19 protein-coding genes and 1 pseudogene are annotated in these 18,163 nt (G+C 67.3%); 7 read left to right on the plus strand and 13 right to left on the minus strand.

The window, feature by feature from the left end; all coding sequences use genetic code 11:
* Positions 1 to 230: 230 nt before the first annotated feature.
* From C1737_RS11660 to C1737_RS11670, 3 genes are read right to left on the minus strand one after another with little or no spacing between them, the layout of a single operon-like run.
* Positions 231 to 578, minus strand: a complete 348-nt coding sequence (locus C1737_RS11660) for a DUF732 domain-containing protein (protein ID WP_102418346.1) — start codon at positions 576 to 578, stop codon at positions 231 to 233.
* Positions 575 to 1,084: a CAP domain-containing protein gene (locus C1737_RS11665; protein ID WP_068096402.1), complete on the minus strand. Its 510-nt coding sequence runs from the start codon at positions 1,082 to 1,084 to the stop codon at positions 575 to 577. The genes C1737_RS11660 and C1737_RS11665 overlap by 4 nt, the downstream gene beginning before the upstream one ends.
* Positions 1,081 to 1,467, minus strand: a complete 387-nt coding sequence (locus C1737_RS11670) for an STAS/SEC14 domain-containing protein (protein WP_231980407.1) — start codon at positions 1,465 to 1,467, stop codon at positions 1,081 to 1,083. Before C1737_RS11670 ends, C1737_RS11665 begins: the two co-directional genes overlap by 4 nt.
* 197 nt (positions 1,468 to 1,664) lie before the next feature.
* Here C1737_RS11670 and C1737_RS11675 point away from each other — a divergent pair, with 197 nt between their 5' ends.
* Both C1737_RS11675 and C1737_RS11680 read left to right on the plus strand, forming a co-directional pair.
* Positions 1,665 to 3,194: an Hsp70 family protein gene (locus C1737_RS11675; RefSeq protein ID WP_102418348.1), complete on the plus strand. Its 1,530-nt coding sequence runs from the start codon at positions 1,665 to 1,667 to the stop codon at positions 3,192 to 3,194.
* Between the two features lie 8 nt (positions 3,195 to 3,202).
* Complete coding sequence (locus C1737_RS11680) at positions 3,203 to 3,868, plus strand: nitroreductase family protein (protein WP_102418350.1); 666 nt, start codon at positions 3,203 to 3,205, stop codon at positions 3,866 to 3,868.
* Between the two features lie 26 nt (positions 3,869 to 3,894).
* On the opposite strand, the gene C1737_RS11685 is transcribed toward C1737_RS11680, so the two are convergent.
* Positions 3,895 to 4,311, minus strand: coding sequence for a cyclic nucleotide-binding domain-containing protein (locus tag C1737_RS11685; RefSeq protein WP_199182825.1), 417 nt, complete (start codon positions 4,309 to 4,311; stop codon positions 3,895 to 3,897).
* A gap of 184 nt (positions 4,312 to 4,495) precedes the next feature.
* Here C1737_RS11685 and C1737_RS11690 point away from each other — a divergent pair, with 184 nt between their 5' ends.
* Positions 4,496 to 5,326, plus strand: coding sequence for an oxidoreductase (locus C1737_RS11690; protein ID WP_102418353.1), 831 nt, complete (start codon positions 4,496 to 4,498; stop codon positions 5,324 to 5,326).
* Positions 5,327 to 5,424: 98 nt separating this feature from the next.
* Here the strand turns inward: C1737_RS11690 and C1737_RS11695 are convergent, their stop codons facing one another.
* The 4 genes from C1737_RS11695 to C1737_RS11710 form a co-directional block, all read right to left on the minus strand.
* Complete coding sequence (locus C1737_RS11695; RefSeq protein WP_102418356.1) at positions 5,425 to 6,942, minus strand: aldehyde dehydrogenase; 1,518 nt, start codon at positions 6,940 to 6,942, stop codon at positions 5,425 to 5,427.
* A gap of 157 nt (positions 6,943 to 7,099) precedes the next feature.
* The gene (locus tag C1737_RS11700) at positions 7,100 to 8,206 is read right to left on the minus strand and encodes an NDMA-dependent alcohol dehydrogenase (RefSeq protein ID WP_102418359.1); all 1,107 of its coding nucleotides are present in this window, start codon (positions 8,204 to 8,206) and stop codon (positions 7,100 to 7,102) included.
* Positions 8,203 to 9,474, minus strand: a complete 1,272-nt coding sequence (locus C1737_RS11705) for a cytochrome P450 (RefSeq protein ID WP_102418361.1) — start codon at positions 9,472 to 9,474, stop codon at positions 8,203 to 8,205. Before C1737_RS11705 ends, C1737_RS11700 begins: the two co-directional genes overlap by 4 nt.
* A gap of 137 nt (positions 9,475 to 9,611) precedes the next feature.
* Positions 9,612 to 10,919, minus strand: a complete 1,308-nt coding sequence (locus tag C1737_RS11710) for a sensor histidine kinase KdpD (RefSeq protein ID WP_102419908.1) — start codon at positions 10,917 to 10,919, stop codon at positions 9,612 to 9,614.
* Positions 10,920 to 10,955: 36 nt separating this feature from the next.
* Between C1737_RS11710 and C1737_RS11715 the strand changes: the two genes are divergently transcribed.
* Entirely contained in the window at positions 10,956 to 11,630 is a 675-nt protein-coding gene (locus C1737_RS11715) for a response regulator transcription factor (RefSeq protein WP_199182826.1), read from the plus strand.
* On the opposite strand, the gene C1737_RS11720 is transcribed toward C1737_RS11715, so the two are convergent.
* Entirely contained in the window at positions 11,623 to 11,817 is a 195-nt protein-coding gene (locus tag C1737_RS11720; protein ID WP_102418363.1) for a ferredoxin, read from the minus strand. The genes C1737_RS11715 and C1737_RS11720 overlap by 8 nt on opposite strands.
* 161 nt (positions 11,818 to 11,978) lie before the next feature.
* Between C1737_RS11720 and adhE the strand changes: the two genes are divergently transcribed.
* On the plus strand, positions 11,979 to 14,603 hold the full coding sequence (gene adhE, locus C1737_RS11725; protein WP_102418365.1) for a bifunctional acetaldehyde-CoA/alcohol dehydrogenase: 2,625 nt from the start codon (positions 11,979 to 11,981) through the stop codon (positions 14,601 to 14,603).
* Positions 14,604 to 14,757: 154 nt separating this feature from the next.
* On the opposite strand, the gene C1737_RS11730 is transcribed toward adhE, so the two are convergent.
* The 3 genes and pseudogenes from C1737_RS11730 to C1737_RS11745 form a co-directional block, all read right to left on the minus strand.
* On the minus strand, positions 14,758 to 15,414 hold the full coding sequence (locus C1737_RS11730; protein ID WP_068096418.1) for an MspA family porin: 657 nt from the start codon (positions 15,412 to 15,414) through the stop codon (positions 14,758 to 14,760).
* A 484-nt stretch (positions 15,415 to 15,898) separates the two neighbouring features.
* Positions 15,899 to 16,018, minus strand: a pseudogene (locus tag C1737_RS27135) (phosphotransferase family protein); the annotation flags it as partial.
* Positions 16,000 to 16,431, minus strand: coding sequence for a DoxX family protein (locus C1737_RS11745; protein WP_102419910.1), 432 nt, complete (start codon positions 16,429 to 16,431; stop codon positions 16,000 to 16,002). The pseudogene C1737_RS27135 and the gene C1737_RS11745, both read right to left, overlap by 19 nt.
* A 124-nt stretch (positions 16,432 to 16,555) precedes the next feature.
* Between C1737_RS11745 and C1737_RS11750 the strand changes: the two genes are divergently transcribed.
* Positions 16,556 to 16,951 carry a hypothetical protein gene (locus tag C1737_RS11750; protein WP_068096369.1) on the plus strand — a complete coding sequence of 132 codons (396 nt, stop codon included), beginning with the start codon at positions 16,556 to 16,558 and terminating at the stop codon, positions 16,949 to 16,951.
* Between the two features lie 39 nt (positions 16,952 to 16,990).
* Positions 16,991 to 17,314, plus strand: coding sequence for a multidrug efflux SMR transporter (locus C1737_RS11755; protein WP_068096367.1), 324 nt, complete (start codon positions 16,991 to 16,993; stop codon positions 17,312 to 17,314).
* A 2-nt stretch (positions 17,315 to 17,316) separates the two neighbouring features.
* Here C1737_RS11755 and C1737_RS11760 read toward each other — a convergent pair whose 3' ends face one another.
* Complete coding sequence (locus C1737_RS11760; protein WP_102418368.1) at positions 17,317 to 18,150, minus strand: alpha/beta fold hydrolase; 834 nt, start codon at positions 18,148 to 18,150, stop codon at positions 17,317 to 17,319.
* Positions 18,151 to 18,163: the final 13 nt, after the last annotated feature.

Below are 18,163 nucleotides of genomic sequence, written 5' to 3' on the forward strand. Positions count from 1 at the left end.
CCGACCGATCGCAGGGGTTTGGTGACGGACTCTGAGGAAATCACCGCAAACCCCTCCTGCGGCCCGGAAATATGGCCGTTGTCACGACGTCCGTATGCCTACCGTGGGGTCGCTTGTGCGGAAGCGTACGACGAGCGCCCAATCCGCGAAGGCGAATTCGCGATGTTTGCCGCCCGGGCGCCAAACGCACTCGGCGTGAATGCGATTCATATTCCGGTGTCGTCATAACGTCACGGCCCGGGCGGAACGTATCCGGCAGCCGATTGTCGTAACTGCCAGATCTGCGCCGGGCACAATTCACCGACGGCCTGGCTGATCAGATACGACGCCTGATATTCGTCGGAGTTGCCGAAGTCCCCTTTGACCTCCGCCATGATCTGCGCATAGCGCTCCCCCGCCCGCACCTTGTCGCAAATGCCGTCCCCGTACGCCAGGGCGGCGTCGGCATTGGCAAAGTGGTAGCCCGGGCGCACGGTCACGTTGACGAGGTAGGCCACCGCATCCGCCCGCGCGGGGGGCGGCCCGGCGCACAGTAGGACGGCCGCCGCGGCCGGACCGGTCAGCCGACGAAGATTCATCCCGGCGCCCGAGCGCCGGGTGCGCCGTACATCGCGACGACGACGCTGCGGTCCAGGCTGTTCTCCGACCACACCCCCATCTGCGTGAAGGCACAATTCCGCATGACCGCCAGGTAGGCCGGGTTGGAGAACCACTGGTTGATCACCTCGAGCCCGCTGATCGCCAGCGCCGGGTTGATCGCCACGGTCTCGGCGACGCCGCCCCTGTAACCCGCGCCATTCGCCCGGTCCTGCGGCGTCGATCCGTCGGAACCGATGTCGCCGTCGAGCGCGCGGTTGGCGAGCACATCGTCGGTGTGCCACTGCGCGGCAAGCTGCAGCTGCGGATTGATCTGCACGTCGTTGGTGCAGCCGGCATTGTGCTGGACCGTGTAGACATTGGCGACGACTCCGTCGTTGAGCCGCTTGTTGTCCGCATCCGCGACCGGTGTGCGGGCGAGTACCGCGCCGGCCAGTAGACCGGCCAGCATCGGCGTGCAGCAACAGATGGCGTCGCGCAGTTTCATGCCGCCCCGCAACCACCCTCGGGTTCGGAAACCCAATGGCGCGCTTTTTCGGCCTCCGCATTCGAAAAGGTTCGGTACCGCCCGGGCCACAAGAATCCGAAAAGTTCGCTCAGTTTCGCCACATGCCTCACCCATGCTGCGTCACTGACGACGGCGCACCGATCCCAGTCGAAGTAGTGGTCCACTCCGAACCTCGAATCCGCCCACACCGCACTTGGCCCGAGAAAGGTTAAATCCGACGCGATTTCGCAATAGATCCGGACCTTCTTGTGCCGGGTCAGTTTGTCTTCGAAGGCGGGTATCAGCACCTCGTCGTAATCGGATTTGGTCACGTGCCCATGAATCGCGAATGCGGCCACGTCGTCGGGAAAGCCGTGAAGCATCTCGATCACGGTGCCTCCTGAAACAAAACGCGATCTTCGTCGGTCCGGTCATCGTCTCCGCGCCGCGTGCGGGCGGCCTAGGGGCCAAAGTCATCGGAAGATGCGACCGGTGGCCGTTAACTCGAGGACCCGCCGGGCCGCGGCGCGCCGGGCCGAAAGCTTGTTTCAGGGCCCCGCCGCGGTCCTAAAATTGCGCGATGAGGGTCGGCATCGACTTTGGCACCACACACACCGTCGTCGCGGCCGTCGACCGGGGCAACTACCCCGTCGTCTCCTTTGATGGGGTGGACGCGTGGCCGTCCGTGGTGGCGGCCAACGCCGACGGGGAGCTGCGGTTCGGCGCGGAGGCCGCCGCCGTCCGGCACGACCCCGGCTGGTCGGTGTTGCGGTCGTTCAAACGTCTGCTCAACGAGGCCGGGCCCCAGACCGAGGTGAGCCTGGCCGGCCGCAGCCATCGACTGGCCGACCTGCTCACCGGCTTCCTGGCGCAGCTGAAGAGCGACCTGTTGCGTCACTCCAACGCCAGCCTCGCCCAGGGGGAAGCCATCGAGGCCGCGATCAGCGTGCCGGCCAACGCCTCGAGCGCGCAGCGGCTGCTGACGCTGGACGCGTTCGTCGCGGCGGGCTTCCACGTCGTCGCGCTGCTCAACGAGCCGTCCGCGGCGAGCCTCGAGTACGCGCACCGGTACCGCTCCACCATCACCGCCAAGCGGGAGTACGTCCTCATCTACGACCTGGGCGGGGGCACCTTCGACGCCTCGCTGCTCAAGATGACCGGGCACGCGAACGAGGTCGTCGTCAGTGAAGGCATTCAGCGCCTCGGCGGTGACGACTTCGACGAGGCGATCGTCGAACTCGTGCTGGCCCGCTCGCAGCTGTCCGGCGTGGACGCCGCCGCCCGCGATCTGCTGCGGGAGGAGTGCGCCGCGCGTAAGGAGGCCGTCGGGCCGCAGACGCGCCGCTTCCTGGTGGACCTCACCGGGGTCGACGGGACCGACCGGCCCCCGTTCTCCTGTCCGATCGACGACGTCTACGCGGTCTGCGCGCCGCTCGTCGACAAGACGATGCAATTGCTCGACCGCGTGCTGCACAACCCGGCCGCCGGCGGCCGCGACGTGACGTGGTCGGAGGTGGCCGGCATCTACGTCGTGGGCGGCGCCGGCAGCTTCCCGCTCGTCTCCCGGATGCTGCGCACCACCTTCGGTGACAAGCGGGTGAAGCGCTCGCCGCACCCGTTTGCGGCCACCGCCATCGGGCTGGCCGTCTTCCTCGACAAGGAATCCGATTTTGCGCTCTCCGAACGCTTCTCGCGCAACTTCGGGGTCTTCCGCGAGGCCGAGGCGGGTGCCGACGTCGTCTTCGACCCGATCGTGTGCAAGGACGTCGCCCTGCCCGCCGACGGACACACCCCGCTGGTGGTCAGGCGGACCTACCGCGCGGCGCACAACATCGGCCACTTCCGCTTCGTGGAGTGCAGCCGCCTGGTCAACGGGCGGCCCGACGGCGACGTCACGCCCTATGACCCGGTCCTCTTCCCCTTCGACCCGGCCCTGCGCGATCGCGACGACCTCGGGCGCCAGCCGGTCGGCCGGTGGCGGGACGGCCCCGACGTCGAGGAGCGCTACGTCATCGCCCCCAGCGGGGCGGTGGAAGTGACCCTGACGACGCAGCCGGCCGGATTCAAGCGCACCTTCCGCCTGGAGCGCCGCGCCTCCGCGAGCGCGTGACGCGGCCTATGGAGCTCTATGACGTGATGCGAACGACGTTCGCGGCGCGCGAATTCACCGACGACCCGGTGCCCGACGAGGTGCTGGGGCGCATCTTCGACAACGCCCGGTTCGCGCCGAGCGGCGGCAACCGGCAGGGCGCCCACATCACGGTGGTGCGCGACCCCGACACCCGGCGCGCGCTCGCCGAGCTGGGTACGGCCGCGGCGCGCCGCTACTTCGCTCAGCTGCAGGCGGGCGAGAACCCTTGGAACCCAATTTATCCCAGCGGCGTGCCGCAGGACGTCATCGACCGAACGGAGATCCCCGACACCTTCGTGGCGCCCATCGCGAAAGCGCCCGTGGTCCTTGTGGTTTCCGTCGACCTGAGCGTCGTGGCCTCGATCGATCAGGATCTGGACCGCGTCGGCCTGGCCGGCGGCGCATCGGTGTACCCGCTGGTCTGGAACATCCTGCTGGCGGCCCGCGGCGAGGGTTACGGCGGCACCATCACGACCATGGCCATCGCGGCCGAGGACCGGGTCCGGCGCCTGCTGGGCATCCCGGACCTGCACGCGGTCGCCGCGGTTGTGCCCCTTGGAAAACCGGTGCGCCAGCCGACCAGGCTGCGCCGCAGGCCGGTCGCCGAATTCGTCACCCGCGACCGCTTCGACGGCCCTGAGTTCGAGGGCTGAGGACCGCCGCCCGGGCGGGTCCGCTCTTATTCGATGACATCGGCATAGATGTCCAGGAGGCGGAACCTCGTCGCATCGAGATACTCTCCGAGAACCGCGATCACACGTTTCTGCAGCTCGTACCCGAGTTCGTGGTCCTCTTCGCATTTGTCGCGCAGGCACTTGCCGTCGAAACCGATGGCGCGCGTCGTCTCAACGGCGCGCCCGTCGAACCGCCAGTTGTACGGCGGCACCAACCACGACCATCCAAGGATGTCTCCGCCTCCGAGCGTCTGCACCGTCAAGCTGCCACGTCCCAGAACGGGGGTTTCGAGCGCGATCCTGCCTTCGCGGATGAGGTAGAAGCTGTCAGCGGGGTGGCCCTCGCGGAAGATCAACTCACCCGCGGTGAAGCGCAGGTTTGCCGCACAACCGACCGCCAACTGCAAATAGCGCGGGTCCATCCCGCGGAAGAACGGGTGTCTGGCCAGAACGCCTTCTAGCGTCCGCACTGCCTGTTTCCTTCACCGGTGCCGATCAATTGCTTGAGACCGACGATAGTTGATGAGGAAGGCCCATGTTCGGCGATCGAAGAGAAGAATTGCCGCGGCGTAGCCCTGCACTGCGTCTCGGCGAGAAGGAGCCCGCATGTCCACTTGGCTGATCACCGGATGCTCGACCGGGCTTGGGCGCGCGCTCGCCGAATCCGTCGCCGGGGCCGGTCACAACGTCGTCGTCACCGCACGTGACGTCGAGAAGGTCACCGACCTGGTGTCGGTCGCGCCCGAGCGGGTGCTCGCGGCCGCCCTCGACGTCACCGACCCCGCACAGGTCGCCTCGGCCGTGCGGCAGGCCCACAACCGGTTCGGCCACGTCGACGTACTGGTGAACAATGCGGGTTACGGTTACCGCGCCGCGGTCGAGGAGGGCGACGACGCCGACGTGCGCGCCCTGTTCGAGACGCACTTCTTCGGCACCGTCGCGATGATCAAGGCGGTCCTGCCCGGAATGCGGGCACGCCGCAGCGGCGCGATCGTGAACATCTCCTCGATCGGCGCAACGGTGACACCGGTGGGATCCGGTTACTACGCCGCGGCCAAGGCCGCCATCGAGGGCATGAGCGGCGCGCTGCGCGGTGAGCTTGCCCCGCTGGGCATCTCGGTGACCATCGTCGAGCCCGGTGCGTTCCGCACCGATTTCGCCGGGCGCTCGCTCGTCCAGTCGGCCACGGTCATCGACGACTACGCGGCCACCGCCGGGAAACGGCGCAAGGAAAACGACACCATGCACGGCAACCAGGCCGGCGACCCGGCCAAGGCGGCCACCGCCATCATTGCGGCGGTCGAGTCGCCCGAGCCCCCGGGGTTCCTACTGCTCGGCCCGGACGCCCTGGCCATCTACCGCCACGTTGCGGACGCGCGCGCCACCGAGATCGCGAAGTGGGAAGAGCTGACGAGCGGCACTAACTTCGGGCCGTAACCGCCTGCCGCAGCTTGTGTTTGGCGAGCTTGCCGGTCGGGGTCCGGGGCAGGTCGTCGACGAACTCGACCGAACGCGTAAACGGCCGGGTACATCGATCAGGCCTCCGCGGGGGCGGACACGACGACGGCGTAGACCCGTTTGGCACGGTCGTTGGTCATGTCGACGTGCACGAACTTCTGCTCGGTGTACTCGTCGAGGGCGCCGGGTCCCAGTTCCCGCCCCAGACCGCTCTGCTTCACACCGCCGAAGGGGAACATCGCGTTGACCATGTGCCAGTCGTTGATCCACACCGTGCCGGACTCCAATTCGCGCGCAATCGCCAACGCGCGTTCGTTGTCCGTGCTCCACACCCCCGCGGACAGTCCGTACTCGCTGTCGTTGGCGATCGCGACCGCGTCGGCGTCGTCCGCGCACTTGATCACCACGAGCACCGGCCCGAAGATCTCCTCCCGCGCCACCCGCATGTCGTTGGTGGCCCCGGTCAGGATCGTCGGCGCGACCCAATGGCCATCGGCGAAGCGCGGTTCGGCGGGAACCGTGCCCTGGTAGGCGATCTTGCATCCCTCCTCCTGGCCGAGCGCGATGTATTTCTCCACCCGCGCCTTCTGTCTGGCCGATATCAGCGGGCCGACGTCGGTCGCCGGGTCCATCGGGTTGCCCACGACCAGGGTCGACGCGCGGGCTACCAGCCGTCGCACGAACTCGTCATGAATCGACTCGTGCAGCAACAACCTGGTCCCGGACTCGCAGGCCTGACCACACATCAGCAGGAATCCGAACAGCGTGCCGTCCACCGCCAGGTCCAGATCGGCGTCGGCGCAGACGATGTTCGCGCCCTTGCCGCCCAACTCGAGGGTGACCCGCTTGACGTTGTCGGCGGCGGCGCGCATCACGGTCCTGCCGACTTCGGTGGAGCCGGTGAAGGCCACCTTGCGAACATCGGGGTGTTCGGCGAGCCGGGCGCCCACCACCGGGCCGGACCCGGTGACGACGTTCAGCACCCCAGCCGGCAACCCGACTTCGTCTGCCGCCCTGGCCAGTTCGAGCAGCGTCAGCGGCGTCTGGTCGTCGGGCTTGAGCACTATCGTGTTGCCCGCCGCCAGCGCCGGACCCAGCTTCCACACCGCCAGCAGCAACGGGAAGTTCCACGGCACGATGCCGGCGCAGACGCCCACCGGTTCGCGACGCAGCACCCCGGCGGCCAGCGTCGGCGCCTCGATCAGGGGGCCGGTTTCCTCGAACGCGTACGAGCGCGCCAACGAGGCGAAGTATTTCAGGTGGGCGATCGAGTAGCCCAGCAGGAACGCACCCGCGGACCGTGCGGTCGCACCGTTTTCGCGTACCTGCAGGACGGTCAGTTCGTCGAGCCGCGCGGCGAGGTTGTCGGCGATCGCATCGAGGATGCGGGCGCGTTCGGCGGGCGGCGTCAGCCGCCAGACGCCGGAGGCATGTGCCGCCTTCGCCGCGGCGACGGCCTCGTCGGCCACGGTGCCGTCGCCCCGGGCAACGGTCGCGACCACTTCATCCGTCGCGGGATCGCGCACCTCTACCCTGCTCGCGGTGTCACGCCAACGCCCGTCGATGTACATCGGATAGTGCGGAATGCCAGTCATGTCGTCCTCGCTCGTGTCATCGGATCCGTCGGCGCCATCGCGCGAAACTCCGCCATCGATCGGCGGCGTGGTGCGCGGCGCTGACCCCGGCCGGAATGCCGAGCGGGGCAGCGAAAATGACGACGAGGGTGATCAGGCTGATCATCGGTGGCCCGGTTCAGAACCGGATCAGCCCGCGCAGGTTCACGCCGGCGTGCATGTCGGCGTAGCCCGTGTTGATCTCCTCCAGGGTGTACTCACGCGTGACGAGCTCGTCGAGCTTCAACCGACCGGCGCGGTACAGCTCCAGCATCCGCGGTATGTCGTGGCGCGGATTGGACGATCCGAAAAGCGATCCGCGGACCTGCTTTTCGTACAGGGTCAGGTCGAACAGCGACATGTCGACGCAGGTGTCGGCCGGATGCGGGATCGCGGTCATCACCACCCTGCCGCGCTTGCCGACCAGGCTCAGCGCCTGCGCGACATAGACCCCCTCGGCCGAATCGGTGCTGACCACGCAGACGTCGGCCATCTGACCGCGCGTCAGGTCGGTGATCAGGGCTTGCGCCTCCGCCACCGTCGCCGCCGTGTGGGTGGCGCCGAACTCGAGCGAACGGCACCGCTTGTACTCCACGGGATCGAGGGCGACGATGATGCGTGCTCCGGCGATCCGAGCGCCCTGGACCGCGTTCATCCCGATCCCGCCGACCCCCATGACCACCACGGCGTCGCCGTCACGCGCCTCGCCGGTGCGGACCATGCTGCCGTAGCCGGTCGTGACCCCGCAGCCGACCAGCGCGGCGGTGTCCAGCGCGGTGGACGGGTCGACCTTGATCACCGAGGCCAGCGGCACCACCGTGTATTCGGAGAACGTTCCCAGCACGCACATCTGGCCCAGCCCTTGGCCTTTCGCGTGGAACCTGAAGGTGCCGTCGAGCTGCGGTCCGGCGATGATGGCGGCGCCGAGCACGCACAGGTTGCTCATGCCGCGCGAACACGGTTCGCAGCGACCGCAGGCCGGGATGAAGCTCAACGCCACCGAATTGCCCGGGGCCACTTCTGTGACGCCGGGGCCGACGTCGACGACCACCCCCGCGCCCTCGTGGCCGCCGACCACCGGTAGCTGCATCGGCATGTCGCCGGTGATCAGGTGGTCGTCGGAGTGGCACAGGCCGGCGGCCGCCATCTTGACCAGGACCTCGTTCTCCCTGGGCCCGTCCAGGTCGACCTCTTCGACCTCCCACTTCTGGTGCAGCCCCCACAGCACCGCCGCCTTCGTCTTCATCGTTCCGGCGTCCAGGTGGCCGGCAGGCTGTTGACGCCGTTGATGAAGTTGGCCAGCGCGTAGTGCGGCTCCGGTGCCGAGATGTCCGGAATGCGCGTGTAGACCTCGGTCAGCAAGGCCTTGAGCATGGTGCGCGCGAGCGCCGCACCCAGGCAGAAGTGCGGACCCCCGCCACCGAAGGCGATGTGCGGGTTCGGGTTTCGCAGGATGTCGAACGAATGCGGATTGTCGAAGACGTCCTCGTCACGATTTCCGGAGTAGTACCACAGCACCACCTTGTCGCCGGCCTTGATCTCGGAGCCGCGGACGGTGACGTCCTGGGTGGCGGTGCGGCGCATGTGCAGCAACGGCGATCCCCAGCGCAGCACCTCCTCCACGGCAGTGCCGACCCTGCCCTCGACGTCCTCGACGAGCAGTGCGCGCTGCTCGGGGAACTTCGAGAGGGCGGCGATGGCGTGGGCGGAGGCGTGCCGCGTGGTGTCGTTGGACGCGACGCCCATCAGCACGAAGAACGCCTTCAGCTCGTCGTCGGTCATCTTCTTGCCGTCGAACTCGGCCTGCACCATCCAGGTCATCAGGTCGTCACCGGGATTGGCCCGCCGCTCGGGGATCAACACCGTTGCCACCTCGTGCAGATCCATCACGGCGCCCATGAAGAGCTCAAGCTCGCTCTGCTCGCCGCGGATGTTCGGGTCGGTCCAACCCACCAGGCGCTGGGCGGCCGTGACGGCCTTGTCCCGCAGGTCGCCCTCGGGCAGCCCGAAGAAGCTGCCGAAGATCCGGCCGGGCAGCTTGACCGACACGAGTTGCACGAAGTCGCCCTGGCCCAGGTGGGCCATCTCGGTGACCAGATCGTGGGCGTGGCCGCGGATCCACCCCTCGAGCCGGCGCACGTTCTTGGGCTTGAAAGCCTCCGTCGTGATGCCGCGCAACTGGGTGTGCCGCGGGGCATCCATCGCAATGAAGGACTGCGCGATCTCCACCGCTGCGGGGGCGAAGTCCTCCATTGTGATCCCCTCGGCCGACGAGAAGATCTCCGGGTGGCGGCTGGCCATCCGGATGTCTTCTTGCTTGGTCAGCGACCAGAACCCCCTGGTGTTGAGTTCGGGGGGCAACAGATCCGACTCGGCGGGACGGCTCCACGGCACCGGGTTCTCCGCGCGCAGGACGGCGAAGGCAGCGTCGCGCTCCTCCGGCGGTCTCGCCCAGAACTCGCGGGCACTCAGGTCGATGTCCTTGTGGGTGGGCGCGGTCGTTGGAGCGGTCATCGTGGGGCCTTTCTGGCGGTGTGCTGTGGTGCACGTCACCGCCGCATCGCACCCATGCTGGCCAGCGCGACGGCGCCGCGGCACAGACGCGAGTGCCAATCACTGGCCTGCGCGGGCCAGCGCGTGGAAACGCTGGATCAGGCGATCGGTGCGCGGAAGGTAGCGATCAGGCCGCCGCCGTCGCGCGCGGCGAAGTCGACCCGGCCGCCCATCGCCTCGGCGATCTGCTGCACGATCCACAGGCCGAGGCCCGCGGTGCCGCGCTGGCCGCCGACGCTGACGTATTTGGCGGTCAGCTCACCGAGGTTTTCGGCCGGGATACCCGGGCCCCGGTCGGCCACCGTGCAGACCAGCTCGTCGCCTTCGCGCGAGCAGGTGACGTCGACGGGTTCACGACGGCCGTGCCGTGAGGCGTTCTCCAGGAGGTTGGTCAGCAGCCGGCGCAGCCCCTGGGCGTTGACGGCCACGGCCCCGACGTCGCCGGTGACGTTCAGCCGCAGCCGCGGTGGCGCCAACCCGACCGCATCGGCGGCGGCGGCCACGAGGTCGGCCACGTCGACGCGGCGAATCCGGCCCGCGGAGAACGTCGGGCGGCGACTGAGCGCGACGTCGGACAACGCATCGAGCATGTCGGCCAGGTGATGCACGTGGCGGGCCACCAGCCGCAGACTGGTTTCCCGGTCGGCCTGCGACATCGGCTGCGCCGAAGTCGTGGAAGTCAAAGCCTCGGTCAGCGCCTCCAAAGACGTGACGGGAGTGCGGAATTCGTGCACCAGCACCTGAAGTCCATCCTGCTGCGACTGGTAGGACCGCAGCAGGCGCGCCCGCAGGTCGCGTTCCTCCTCGGCGGCGGCGTGTTCGGCCTCGGCTTCGACCAGTGCGCGCACACGGGAACGGTGTTCGCGTTCGGCGAGCGCCGAGAGCCCCGCGGTGATGATCGCGACGAACAGCAGGTACACCGCCGACCAGCCGGCCTGTAGTGCCGGAGCCGGGGTAACGGGGCGTTGCGGCGACGAGATCAGCGCCACGGGGATATAGGCGGCGCCCAACAGGAGCGCGACCAGCAGGGTTTCGCTGAAGGAGAGGCGCGCCGCCGAGGCGATCACCGCCAGCGCGAGCACGGCGACCACGGGGCTGTAGACGCCCCCGCTCAGGGCGATCAGCGCCAGCGTGAACGCCGAGTCGAAGGCGGTGACCAGCCACGCGTACCGGGTGCGCCGCACCTCCAGCTGCGGGTAGGCCATCACGATGGCGGCGTAAACCATCGCGCCGCCCAGCACCGCGACCGTGGCCGCTGTGTGCTGACGGACCCATTGGGGTCCGATCGCCAGCAACACACCGATGGAGATGACGACGGCGACCCGTACCGCGACGACGGTGCGGGCCAGCCCGTAGTCCCCGCCGTCGAAGTCCACCGTGGTTCCGGGCTGATCGAGCGGTCTCATCCAGCTGACCATAGAGTTGGGGTTAGCATCGCGGCAATGACTCGCTCGCCGTATGTCGTGGTGATCGTCGACGACCATGAGCTTTTCGCGCAGGGCCTCGCCCTGTTGCTGACCCGCGAGTGGGGCGAACTGTTCACCGTCGGCGGGCAGACGACGTACGTGGAAGAGGCCGCCGACCTGGTGGCCCGCTGCGACGCCGACGTCGCGATCATCGACCTGTCGATGCCGCCGCTGGGCGGGGTCGCCGCCATCCGGCACATCAAGGCGCGCCGCCCGACGACGCGGATACTGGCGCTGTCGGGGACCGAGGACCTGGCGCTGGCCGAAGAGGCGTTGCGGGCCGGCGCGGACGGCTTTCTGCCCAAGACCGCGAGGCCCGAGGCGCTGGCGGGACCCTTGTGGACGATCGCGGAGGGCTTGCGGGTTGTGGACGGCGCGCTGCTCGACGCGCTGCTGAGCAACACCCGCAAGCCGCCGTCCGAACTGCTGGACAGCCTGTCGGCCCAGGACCTTCAACTATGGACGCTGCTCGCGACCGGCGTGGAAACCGGCGACATCGCCCAGCGGATGCTGGTGTCGGAGCGCACCGCCAAACGTATGGTGGCCACGCTGCTGCACAAGCTTCGGGTGAGCAACCGCATAGCGGCCGCCGCGCTGGCCGGCCGTTACCGGCTGCTCGATGACGTTGCCGAAACCAACCGCCTCAGTTGAGGATTCGGATCGCTTGCGCGGGGCACATCGCCGCCGCCCGGATCACACGTTCCCGGTCGGCTTCGGGCGGGGCCGGCTCGAGGACCACCACTTGTTCGGCACCGTCGGGAATGTCGAAAACGTCGGGAGCGGCCAGCAGGCACTGCCCATGACCCTCACACAGGTCGAGGTCGACGGTGATGTGCATGAGCGCCAGTATCGGTGAGGCCTGGGCACCGCGGACGGTCCGGACGCGCCAGATGTGGCCCCTTCGGGCCAGCTCGTCGTGGGCCTTTCAGCCCTAGGCGCTGGACTGGCTTCTGCTCATTCTGGAGTCCCTAGTGTCCCCTCCTCATCGAAAACCCGATCATGACCACTACGCCAACTCAGCCCACCCCCTCCATCGAAGTTGTCGAGCAGCGCAGACACGAAGTCGATGCGATCGTCGACAGGGCGGCCACGGCGGCCGCAGCCTTCCGCAACCTTGACCAGGAGAAGGTCGATGCGATCGTCGAGGCAATGGTGCGCGCCGGGGTTCGCGCAGCCGGGGAACTGGCTGGTGTCGCGATCGAGGAGACGGGTTTCGGCGTCTTCGAGGACAAGGTCGTCAAGAACTACGTGGCCACCGAGTTCCTGCACGATTACCTGCGCGACAAGAAATCCGTAGGAGTCATCGACGAGGACGTCGAACACAACATCGCCTACGTGGCCGAACCGATCGGGGTCGTACTGGCCATCACCCCGGTGACCAACCCGACCTCGACCGTGTTGTTCAAGGCGATCGTCGCCGCCAAGACCCGCAACGCCATTCTTTTCCGGCCGTCACCGTATGCGGTGCGCTGCTGCGAACGCACCCTGGAAATCCTCCGACCGGCGGCCGAGGCCGCCGGCATGCCGCCCGGGGCGCTGCAGGTCATTCCCGACGCCGCGCACGAGGTGACGCACTATCTGTTCAAGCATCCCGGAGTCGATTTCATCTGGGTGACGGGCGGACCGAAGATCGTCGCGCTGGCCAATTCGGCGGGAAAGCCGGGGCTGTCCGTCGGCCCCGGCAACGCGCCGATCTACGTGCACAAGACGGCGGACCTGAAAGGCGCGGTCGTCGACATCCTGATCTCGAAAACCTTTGACTCGTCGGTCATTTGCCCGGCCGAGCAAACCTGCATCATCGACGACGAGGTGTACGACGAGGTGATGGCCGAGTTCGAGCGGATGGGCGCCCAGCTGCTCAGCCCCGACGAGGCAAAGGCGGTGGCGGAGTTCGCGTTCGGCTGCGGCGACAAGGTCTCGCTCGACGCGGTCGGGCAGAAGGCGTCGGAGCTGGCCGCCCGCGCGGGCTTTTCCGTGTCACCGACCGTGAAGGTGCTGCTGGCGCAGCTTCCCGCCGGCCTGGACGAACTTGCGGCGCATCCGCTGTTGGCCGAGAAGCTGATGCCGGTTCTCGGGGTGGTGCGCGCAAGCTCCGTCCAGCACGCCATCGACGTGGCCGTCCTGGTCACCGAGCACGGGGGGCTGGGCCACACCTCGGCGGTGTACGCCAACGACGAGGACGTCATCGAGGCCTACGGTCTGGCGGTTCGCACGGGGCGCATCCTGGTCAACGCGCCCACCGCGGTCGGAGCCCTCGGCGGGGTCTACAACAACCTGACACCCACGTTCTCGTTGGGTTGCGGCACCTGGGGCGGGTCGAGCACGACGGAGAACGTCAACTACCGCCAACTGCTGAACATCAAGACGGTTTCGCGGCGCCGCACCCCGCCGCAATGGTTCCGCGTCCCGTCCAACACCTACTTCAATGAAGGCGCGCTGGACAACCTGCGCGAGCTCGACTGCGAAATCGTCGTGGTGATCACCGACGCCCTGACCGATGAGCGCGGCGTGGTCGACCAGTTGCGCGGCAAGCTGCGCACCCAGCACGTGCAGGTGTTCAGCGAGGTGACACCGGAGCCCGACGAGGCGACCATCCGCCGTGGTGTCGCGCTGCTGCAGCGGGTCCAACCCGATCTGCTGATCGCCGTCGGCGGCGGCTCGGTGCTGGACGCCGGCAAGGCGATCCGGCTGTTCTACGAGCACCCGGAGAAGAGCCTCGACGAGTTGACGATGCCGTTCCTCGACCCCCGCAAGCGCGTCGCCGACTATCCGACCGACCGCCATCGCGTCCAATTGGTCGCTATCCCGACGACATCGGGCACCGGTTCCGAAGTCTCGCCGGCGGCGGTGTTGACGGTGCGCGGGAAGAAGGAGACCCTGGTCGACTACAGCCTGGTGCCCGACCTCGCGATCGTCGACCCCGTCCTGACCTCCTCTATGCCGCCGAAACTGACCGCCGACACCGGCGTCGACGCGCTCACTCACGCGCTGGAAGCGATCGTGTCGATCTTCGCGTCGCCGTACACGGATGCGTTGTGCGCCCAGGCGGCACGACTGATCTTCGACGCGTTGCCGAGGGCCTACGACGACCCCGACGAGCTATCCGCGCGAACCGACATGTCCAACGCGGCAACCCTTGCCGGGCTTGCCTTTTCGAATGCGTTCGTCGGGACCAACCATGCGCTCGCCCATGCCGTCGGCGCGAAATTCGGGATCTCGCACGGCCGGGCGAACGGTATCTTCCTTCCGCATGTGTTGCGCTACAACGCAAGTCTGCCAAGCAAATTCATGCCCGCGCCGGGATATTCCGCCTACGTGGCGCCGGACAAGTACGCGCAGCTCGGCCAGCTGATCTTCGGCGGCCACGAGCCAGGCGAATGCCGCGGCCGGCTGTTCAGTGGGGTTGATGATCTGCTGAACCGTCTGGGCATGCCGCGATCGCTGCGGGAGTACGGCGTCGAGGAGGAGCAATTCCTTGCGGCGCTGCCCGCGTTGGCGATGACGGCATTCGAGGATCTCAGCAACCGCACAAATCCGCGGATGCCCTTGGTCAGCGAGATCACCGCTTTGCTTCGGGTCGGCTTCTACGGCGATGCCGAAGCCGACGCTCAACCGCGCAGCTGAGGCAGCACGTCGCGTTCGTATGCGGCGACCGTGTCACGTGCTGCGGTTGCGCGCGGCCGCGGAAGCGAAGTTCGCCGACAAGCTGGCCGGCATCCCCCGGCGTGGCGATCGCTAGCGCGGCGGAACCGGGCGAAGCGGGTCGCCACCATCGGCCTCAGACGGATTTGGTGACGCCGACGTACGACACCACGACGTCGGACAGGTCGGTCATCCGGGTCAGCACCGCGTAGGAGCGGATGAACGACTGGCCCACGCATCCGTCGATCTTGATGTGGAAGTTGCTGATCATCACCCAGGGATTGGCACCCTTGAAGTTCTTCTTGATCACCGGCACCGTCAGGACGAGGCCCGGTTTCATTCCGATGCTCATCACGCCGTTCATCGGAGTCGAAACAAACGGCAGCAGGGGCGGCAATGTACCGGTGGTGTCGAAGGTGGGGCTGACGCCCGGGATGATGCCGGCACCGCCCTCCATGATCACACCGTTGGAGGTGCTCATATCGATCCCGCAGCCGATCTGATAGCCCACTTCCAGGATTCCGTGGGGCTCTTCCGGTCCTTTCAGGGAGCCGACGTAGATGCCGCTTGCCATGTATTCGCGCGACGCGATGGAGGTGGTCAGCGGCGCCACCGGGACTTGCGCCTCGTCCTTCGCGCCCAGCCCCAGGGTCCAGCCGTCCGGAGTGTTGAGGATGACGGGGGGATTCGAGGGCACCGCCCCCGCGGCCGGTGCCGAAGCCGCCGCGGCAGGCTCGATCTCGGGACCGTCATCGGGGTCAGCGGTCGCCGGCGGCGCCGCGGCCACAGACATGACGAGGCAAACGGCGAGCACCACGGCGCGACGAACGACCACGGCTATCGGCCTCACGCACGCTAACGTACGCACTTGCCGATTCGAGTCGCGAAATTTGCTGGGCGGCCGATCGAAGTTGTTGTGTGTTCGTAACTCTTATGCGATATGGACACCGAAGGTAGAATTGGCGCAGTTAGCCGGCATTTCAGGCAGACAACGGAAAGGCCGCGACGATGAAGCGTAGGTATGCTGCTCTACTCATCGTGGGATTGACGGCCCTTGCGGCTTTGACGGGCGGCACCGGATTTTCGGTCGGAAGGGCCCTCGCGTCTCCCGACCCGGGCCAGGTCGACGACATCCCGACGATCGACGAATGGCAGATCCAGTACCCGACCACAATGACGAACCCATACGAAGATTCGGTCGGCTCGTCGGGTGACTGGGGTGGCGTCGGAATGTGGTGCCAAAATCTTCACGCCAACTGCAGCTGACCGGGCGCCCCTTAATCCAGTAGTGACAGCGCTTTGCCAAGCCCCGGAAGTATTGCCGTCATGTCTTCCAATTCCGTCCGTGGTGTGCGCTTTCGCCGGTTGTGCTTGACGATCAACGACCATGTCGCTGCCCGCGCAGCGCGTCGATCGAGTAAGCCCCGCCGCCTGTGAAGACCAGCAGCAAGAACGCGAAGCAGAACAGGATCGCCAGCGCGCCGCCGTTGCCCGCCGGTGGGTCGGCGACGGGCCACAGCGCCTGGGGCTGGTGGATCCAGAAGTACGCGACCGCCATCTGCCCCGAGGCCACGAACGAGACGGCCCGGGTGAACACACCCGTGGCGATGAGCAGACCCGCGACGACTTCGATCAGCCCGGCGTACCACCCGGGCCACGAGCCGAACTCGACGCGAACCGGCGAACGGACAGGCCAATCGAACAGGCTCCTCGACCCGTATGCGGCGAACAGCAAGCCATAGACGAGCCGAAACACACTGAGCGCCGCCGGGGTGTAGCGATCCAGTCGCCGGTCCAAATCCTTTGTCACGATTGCGAGGTTACGGTCCCGGCCCAGCCGCTCCTTGGCAACACCATTTCGGCGTAACGTCATACTCGCTTACATCGGGTGAAGAAGACGCCGGCTCGTGGACTCTCATGGATGGGAATAAGTGATGGGCGAGACTGCCTCCGGTGGGCAATCGGGCCCTTCGGAGCGGGCCGCCAAGGTCCGGCAGCGGGTGAAAGAGCTCAACCAGCGCAGGACGGAATTGGCCGCGGGCGAGCGCCCGACTCCGGAGTCGGTGGCGCTGGCGCACCGCCGTGCCGAGGAATCCTTGCGCCGCGCGAAAGAGGCGCACCACGCGGCGGCGCTGCGGCACGAAGAGTTGGCCCGGGTGCACGAGCGAACGGCGAACAGCTATCAGCGCGCCGCACTGCAAGGACTTGGGCCCACCGCTCGACTGCAACAAGCGGCCGATGAGCATTGGCAGGCCGCACACGACGACCATCTCGCGGCCCTTGAGGACGAGGCGGAGTCCCAAGACCCCAAGGAGTCCTCCTCGGGTTAGCTCCAGACAGTCCGCCCGTCGCTCGTCCGAGGAGACTCCTTGACATACGTTCTTCTTCTCTGCGCCATCGTCGCGGAAGTAGCCGCGACCAGCCTGCTCAAAAGCACGGAGGGCTTCACCCGACTGTGGCCGACGGTCATCTGCCTCACGGGTTACGCCATCTCGTTCGCGCTGCTGGCACTGTCGATCTCCCGCGGTATGCAGACGGACGTCGCGTACGCGTTGTGGTCGGCGATCGGCACCGCGCTCATCGTGCTCATCGCAGTGCTGTTCCTCGGCTCGACGGTCTCCGTCGCCAAGGTGGTCGGTGTCGGGTTGATCATCGCCGGCGTGGTCACGTTGAACTTGTCCGGCGCCCACTGACGCTAGGCGCGGACAGGCAGAGGCGTACTGAGCAGATCGAGTAGCGCCGCGGTCACCTCGCCTGGTCGTTCCTCCATGACATAGTGGTCGGCGCCCCGCAGCCGAATCAGCTTGGCCTGCGGGATTGACGCCACCAATTCGCGCGCGGTGCCGAACGGGATATAGGGATCGCGGTCGCCCCAGATCACGGCGACCGGGCACCGTATCTTCCCCAGGCCCTCCGCGAGCCACGGCACGGCGGACACCGGGTAGTGCGCGAAGAAGTTCCAGAACGTGCGCTTTCCTTCCGGCGCATTCATCCAGCCCAGATACTCGGCTTCCAGCGTGGTGTCGAAGCAACCGAGCCTTCGGTAGCGCGCCAGCGCTACATGGTGCAGCGCGGCCAGCGGAAGGTGTTGTGCGGCTTCAGATAGCGCCGGCCGCGTCGCGATCCAGTGTTGGGCCCGCGAAAAGCGGTAGAACCACGGGCGGAAGATGCCGTGTGCGCGGGTGTTCAAAAGAGCGAGTCGCAGCACCCGGTCGGGATGGCGGATGGCATAACCGAGGCCGATGAAGCCGCCGTAGTCGTGGGCGCACAGGTTGAACCGTTGCCACCCCAACTCCTCGACGAACCTTTCGATCCGCTCTACCTCGTTGTCGTAAGTGGGCACGGTGGGCGGAGGAGCGGACCGGCCGAAGCCCGGCCAGTCCGGTGCCACGACATGATGGTTTCCGGACAGTTCCGGGATCTGATGGCGCCAGCAGGACGCGCTCTGCGGGTAGCCGTGCAACAGCAGCACCGGCTCTCCCCTGCCGGCGGTGCTTCCGAACACGGTGCTTCCGTCGATGTCCCACATGGTCGGAACATAT

Origin of the sequence: Mycobacterium sp. 4858, assembly GCF_900240975.1 — a bacterium.
Taxonomy (GTDB): Bacteria; Actinomycetota; Actinomycetes; order Mycobacteriales; family Mycobacteriaceae; genus Mycobacterium.

Excerpts from the sequence above, each read along its gene's own strand:
- C1737_RS11730 (WP_068096418.1), bottom strand. The coding sequence starts at position 15,414 with ATGTCTGTGGCCGCGGCGCCGCCGGCGACCGCTGACCCCGATGACGGT.
- C1737_RS11670 (WP_231980407.1), bottom strand. The coding sequence starts at position 1,467 with ATGCTTCACGGCTTTCCCGACGACGTGGCCGCATTCGCGATTCATGGG.
- C1737_RS11675 (WP_102418348.1), top strand. The coding sequence starts at position 1,665 with ATGAGGGTCGGCATCGACTTTGGCACCACACACACCGTCGTCGCGGCC.
- C1737_RS11700 (WP_102418359.1), bottom strand. The coding sequence starts at position 8,206 with ATGAAGACGAAGGCGGCGGTGCTGTGGGGGCTGCACCAGAAGTGGGAG.
- C1737_RS11690 (WP_102418353.1), top strand. The coding sequence starts at position 4,496 with ATGTCCACTTGGCTGATCACCGGATGCTCGACCGGGCTTGGGCGCGCG.
- C1737_RS11715 (WP_199182826.1), top strand. The coding sequence starts at position 10,956 with ATGACTCGCTCGCCGTATGTCGTGGTGATCGTCGACGACCATGAGCTT.
- C1737_RS11705 (WP_102418361.1), bottom strand. The coding sequence starts at position 9,474 with ATGACCGCTCCAACGACCGCGCCCACCCACAAGGACATCGACCTGAGT.
- C1737_RS11695 (WP_102418356.1), bottom strand. The coding sequence starts at position 6,942 with ATGACTGGCATTCCGCACTATCCGATGTACATCGACGGGCGTTGGCGT.
- C1737_RS11680 (WP_102418350.1), top strand. The coding sequence starts at position 3,203 with ATGGAGCTCTATGACGTGATGCGAACGACGTTCGCGGCGCGCGAATTC.
- C1737_RS11760 (WP_102418368.1), bottom strand. The coding sequence starts at position 18,150 with ATGTGGGACATCGACGGAAGCACCGTGTTCGGAAGCACCGCCGGCAGG.
- C1737_RS11750 (WP_068096369.1), top strand. The coding sequence starts at position 16,556 with ATGGGCGAGACTGCCTCCGGTGGGCAATCGGGCCCTTCGGAGCGGGCC.
- C1737_RS11710 (WP_102419908.1), bottom strand. The coding sequence starts at position 10,919 with ATGAGACCGCTCGATCAGCCCGGAACCACGGTGGACTTCGACGGCGGG.
- C1737_RS11660 (WP_102418346.1), bottom strand. The coding sequence starts at position 578 with ATGAATCTTCGTCGGCTGACCGGTCCGGCCGCGGCGGCCGTCCTACTG.
- C1737_RS11665 (WP_068096402.1), bottom strand. The coding sequence starts at position 1,084 with ATGAAACTGCGCGACGCCATCTGTTGCTGCACGCCGATGCTGGCCGGT.
- C1737_RS11685 (WP_199182825.1), bottom strand. The coding sequence starts at position 4,311 with ATGGACCCGCGCTATTTGCAGTTGGCGGTCGGTTGTGCGGCAAACCTG.
- adhE (WP_102418365.1), top strand. The coding sequence starts at position 11,979 with ATGACCACTACGCCAACTCAGCCCACCCCCTCCATCGAAGTTGTCGAG.
- C1737_RS11720 (WP_102418363.1), bottom strand. The coding sequence starts at position 11,817 with ATGCACATCACCGTCGACCTCGACCTGTGTGAGGGTCATGGGCAGTGC.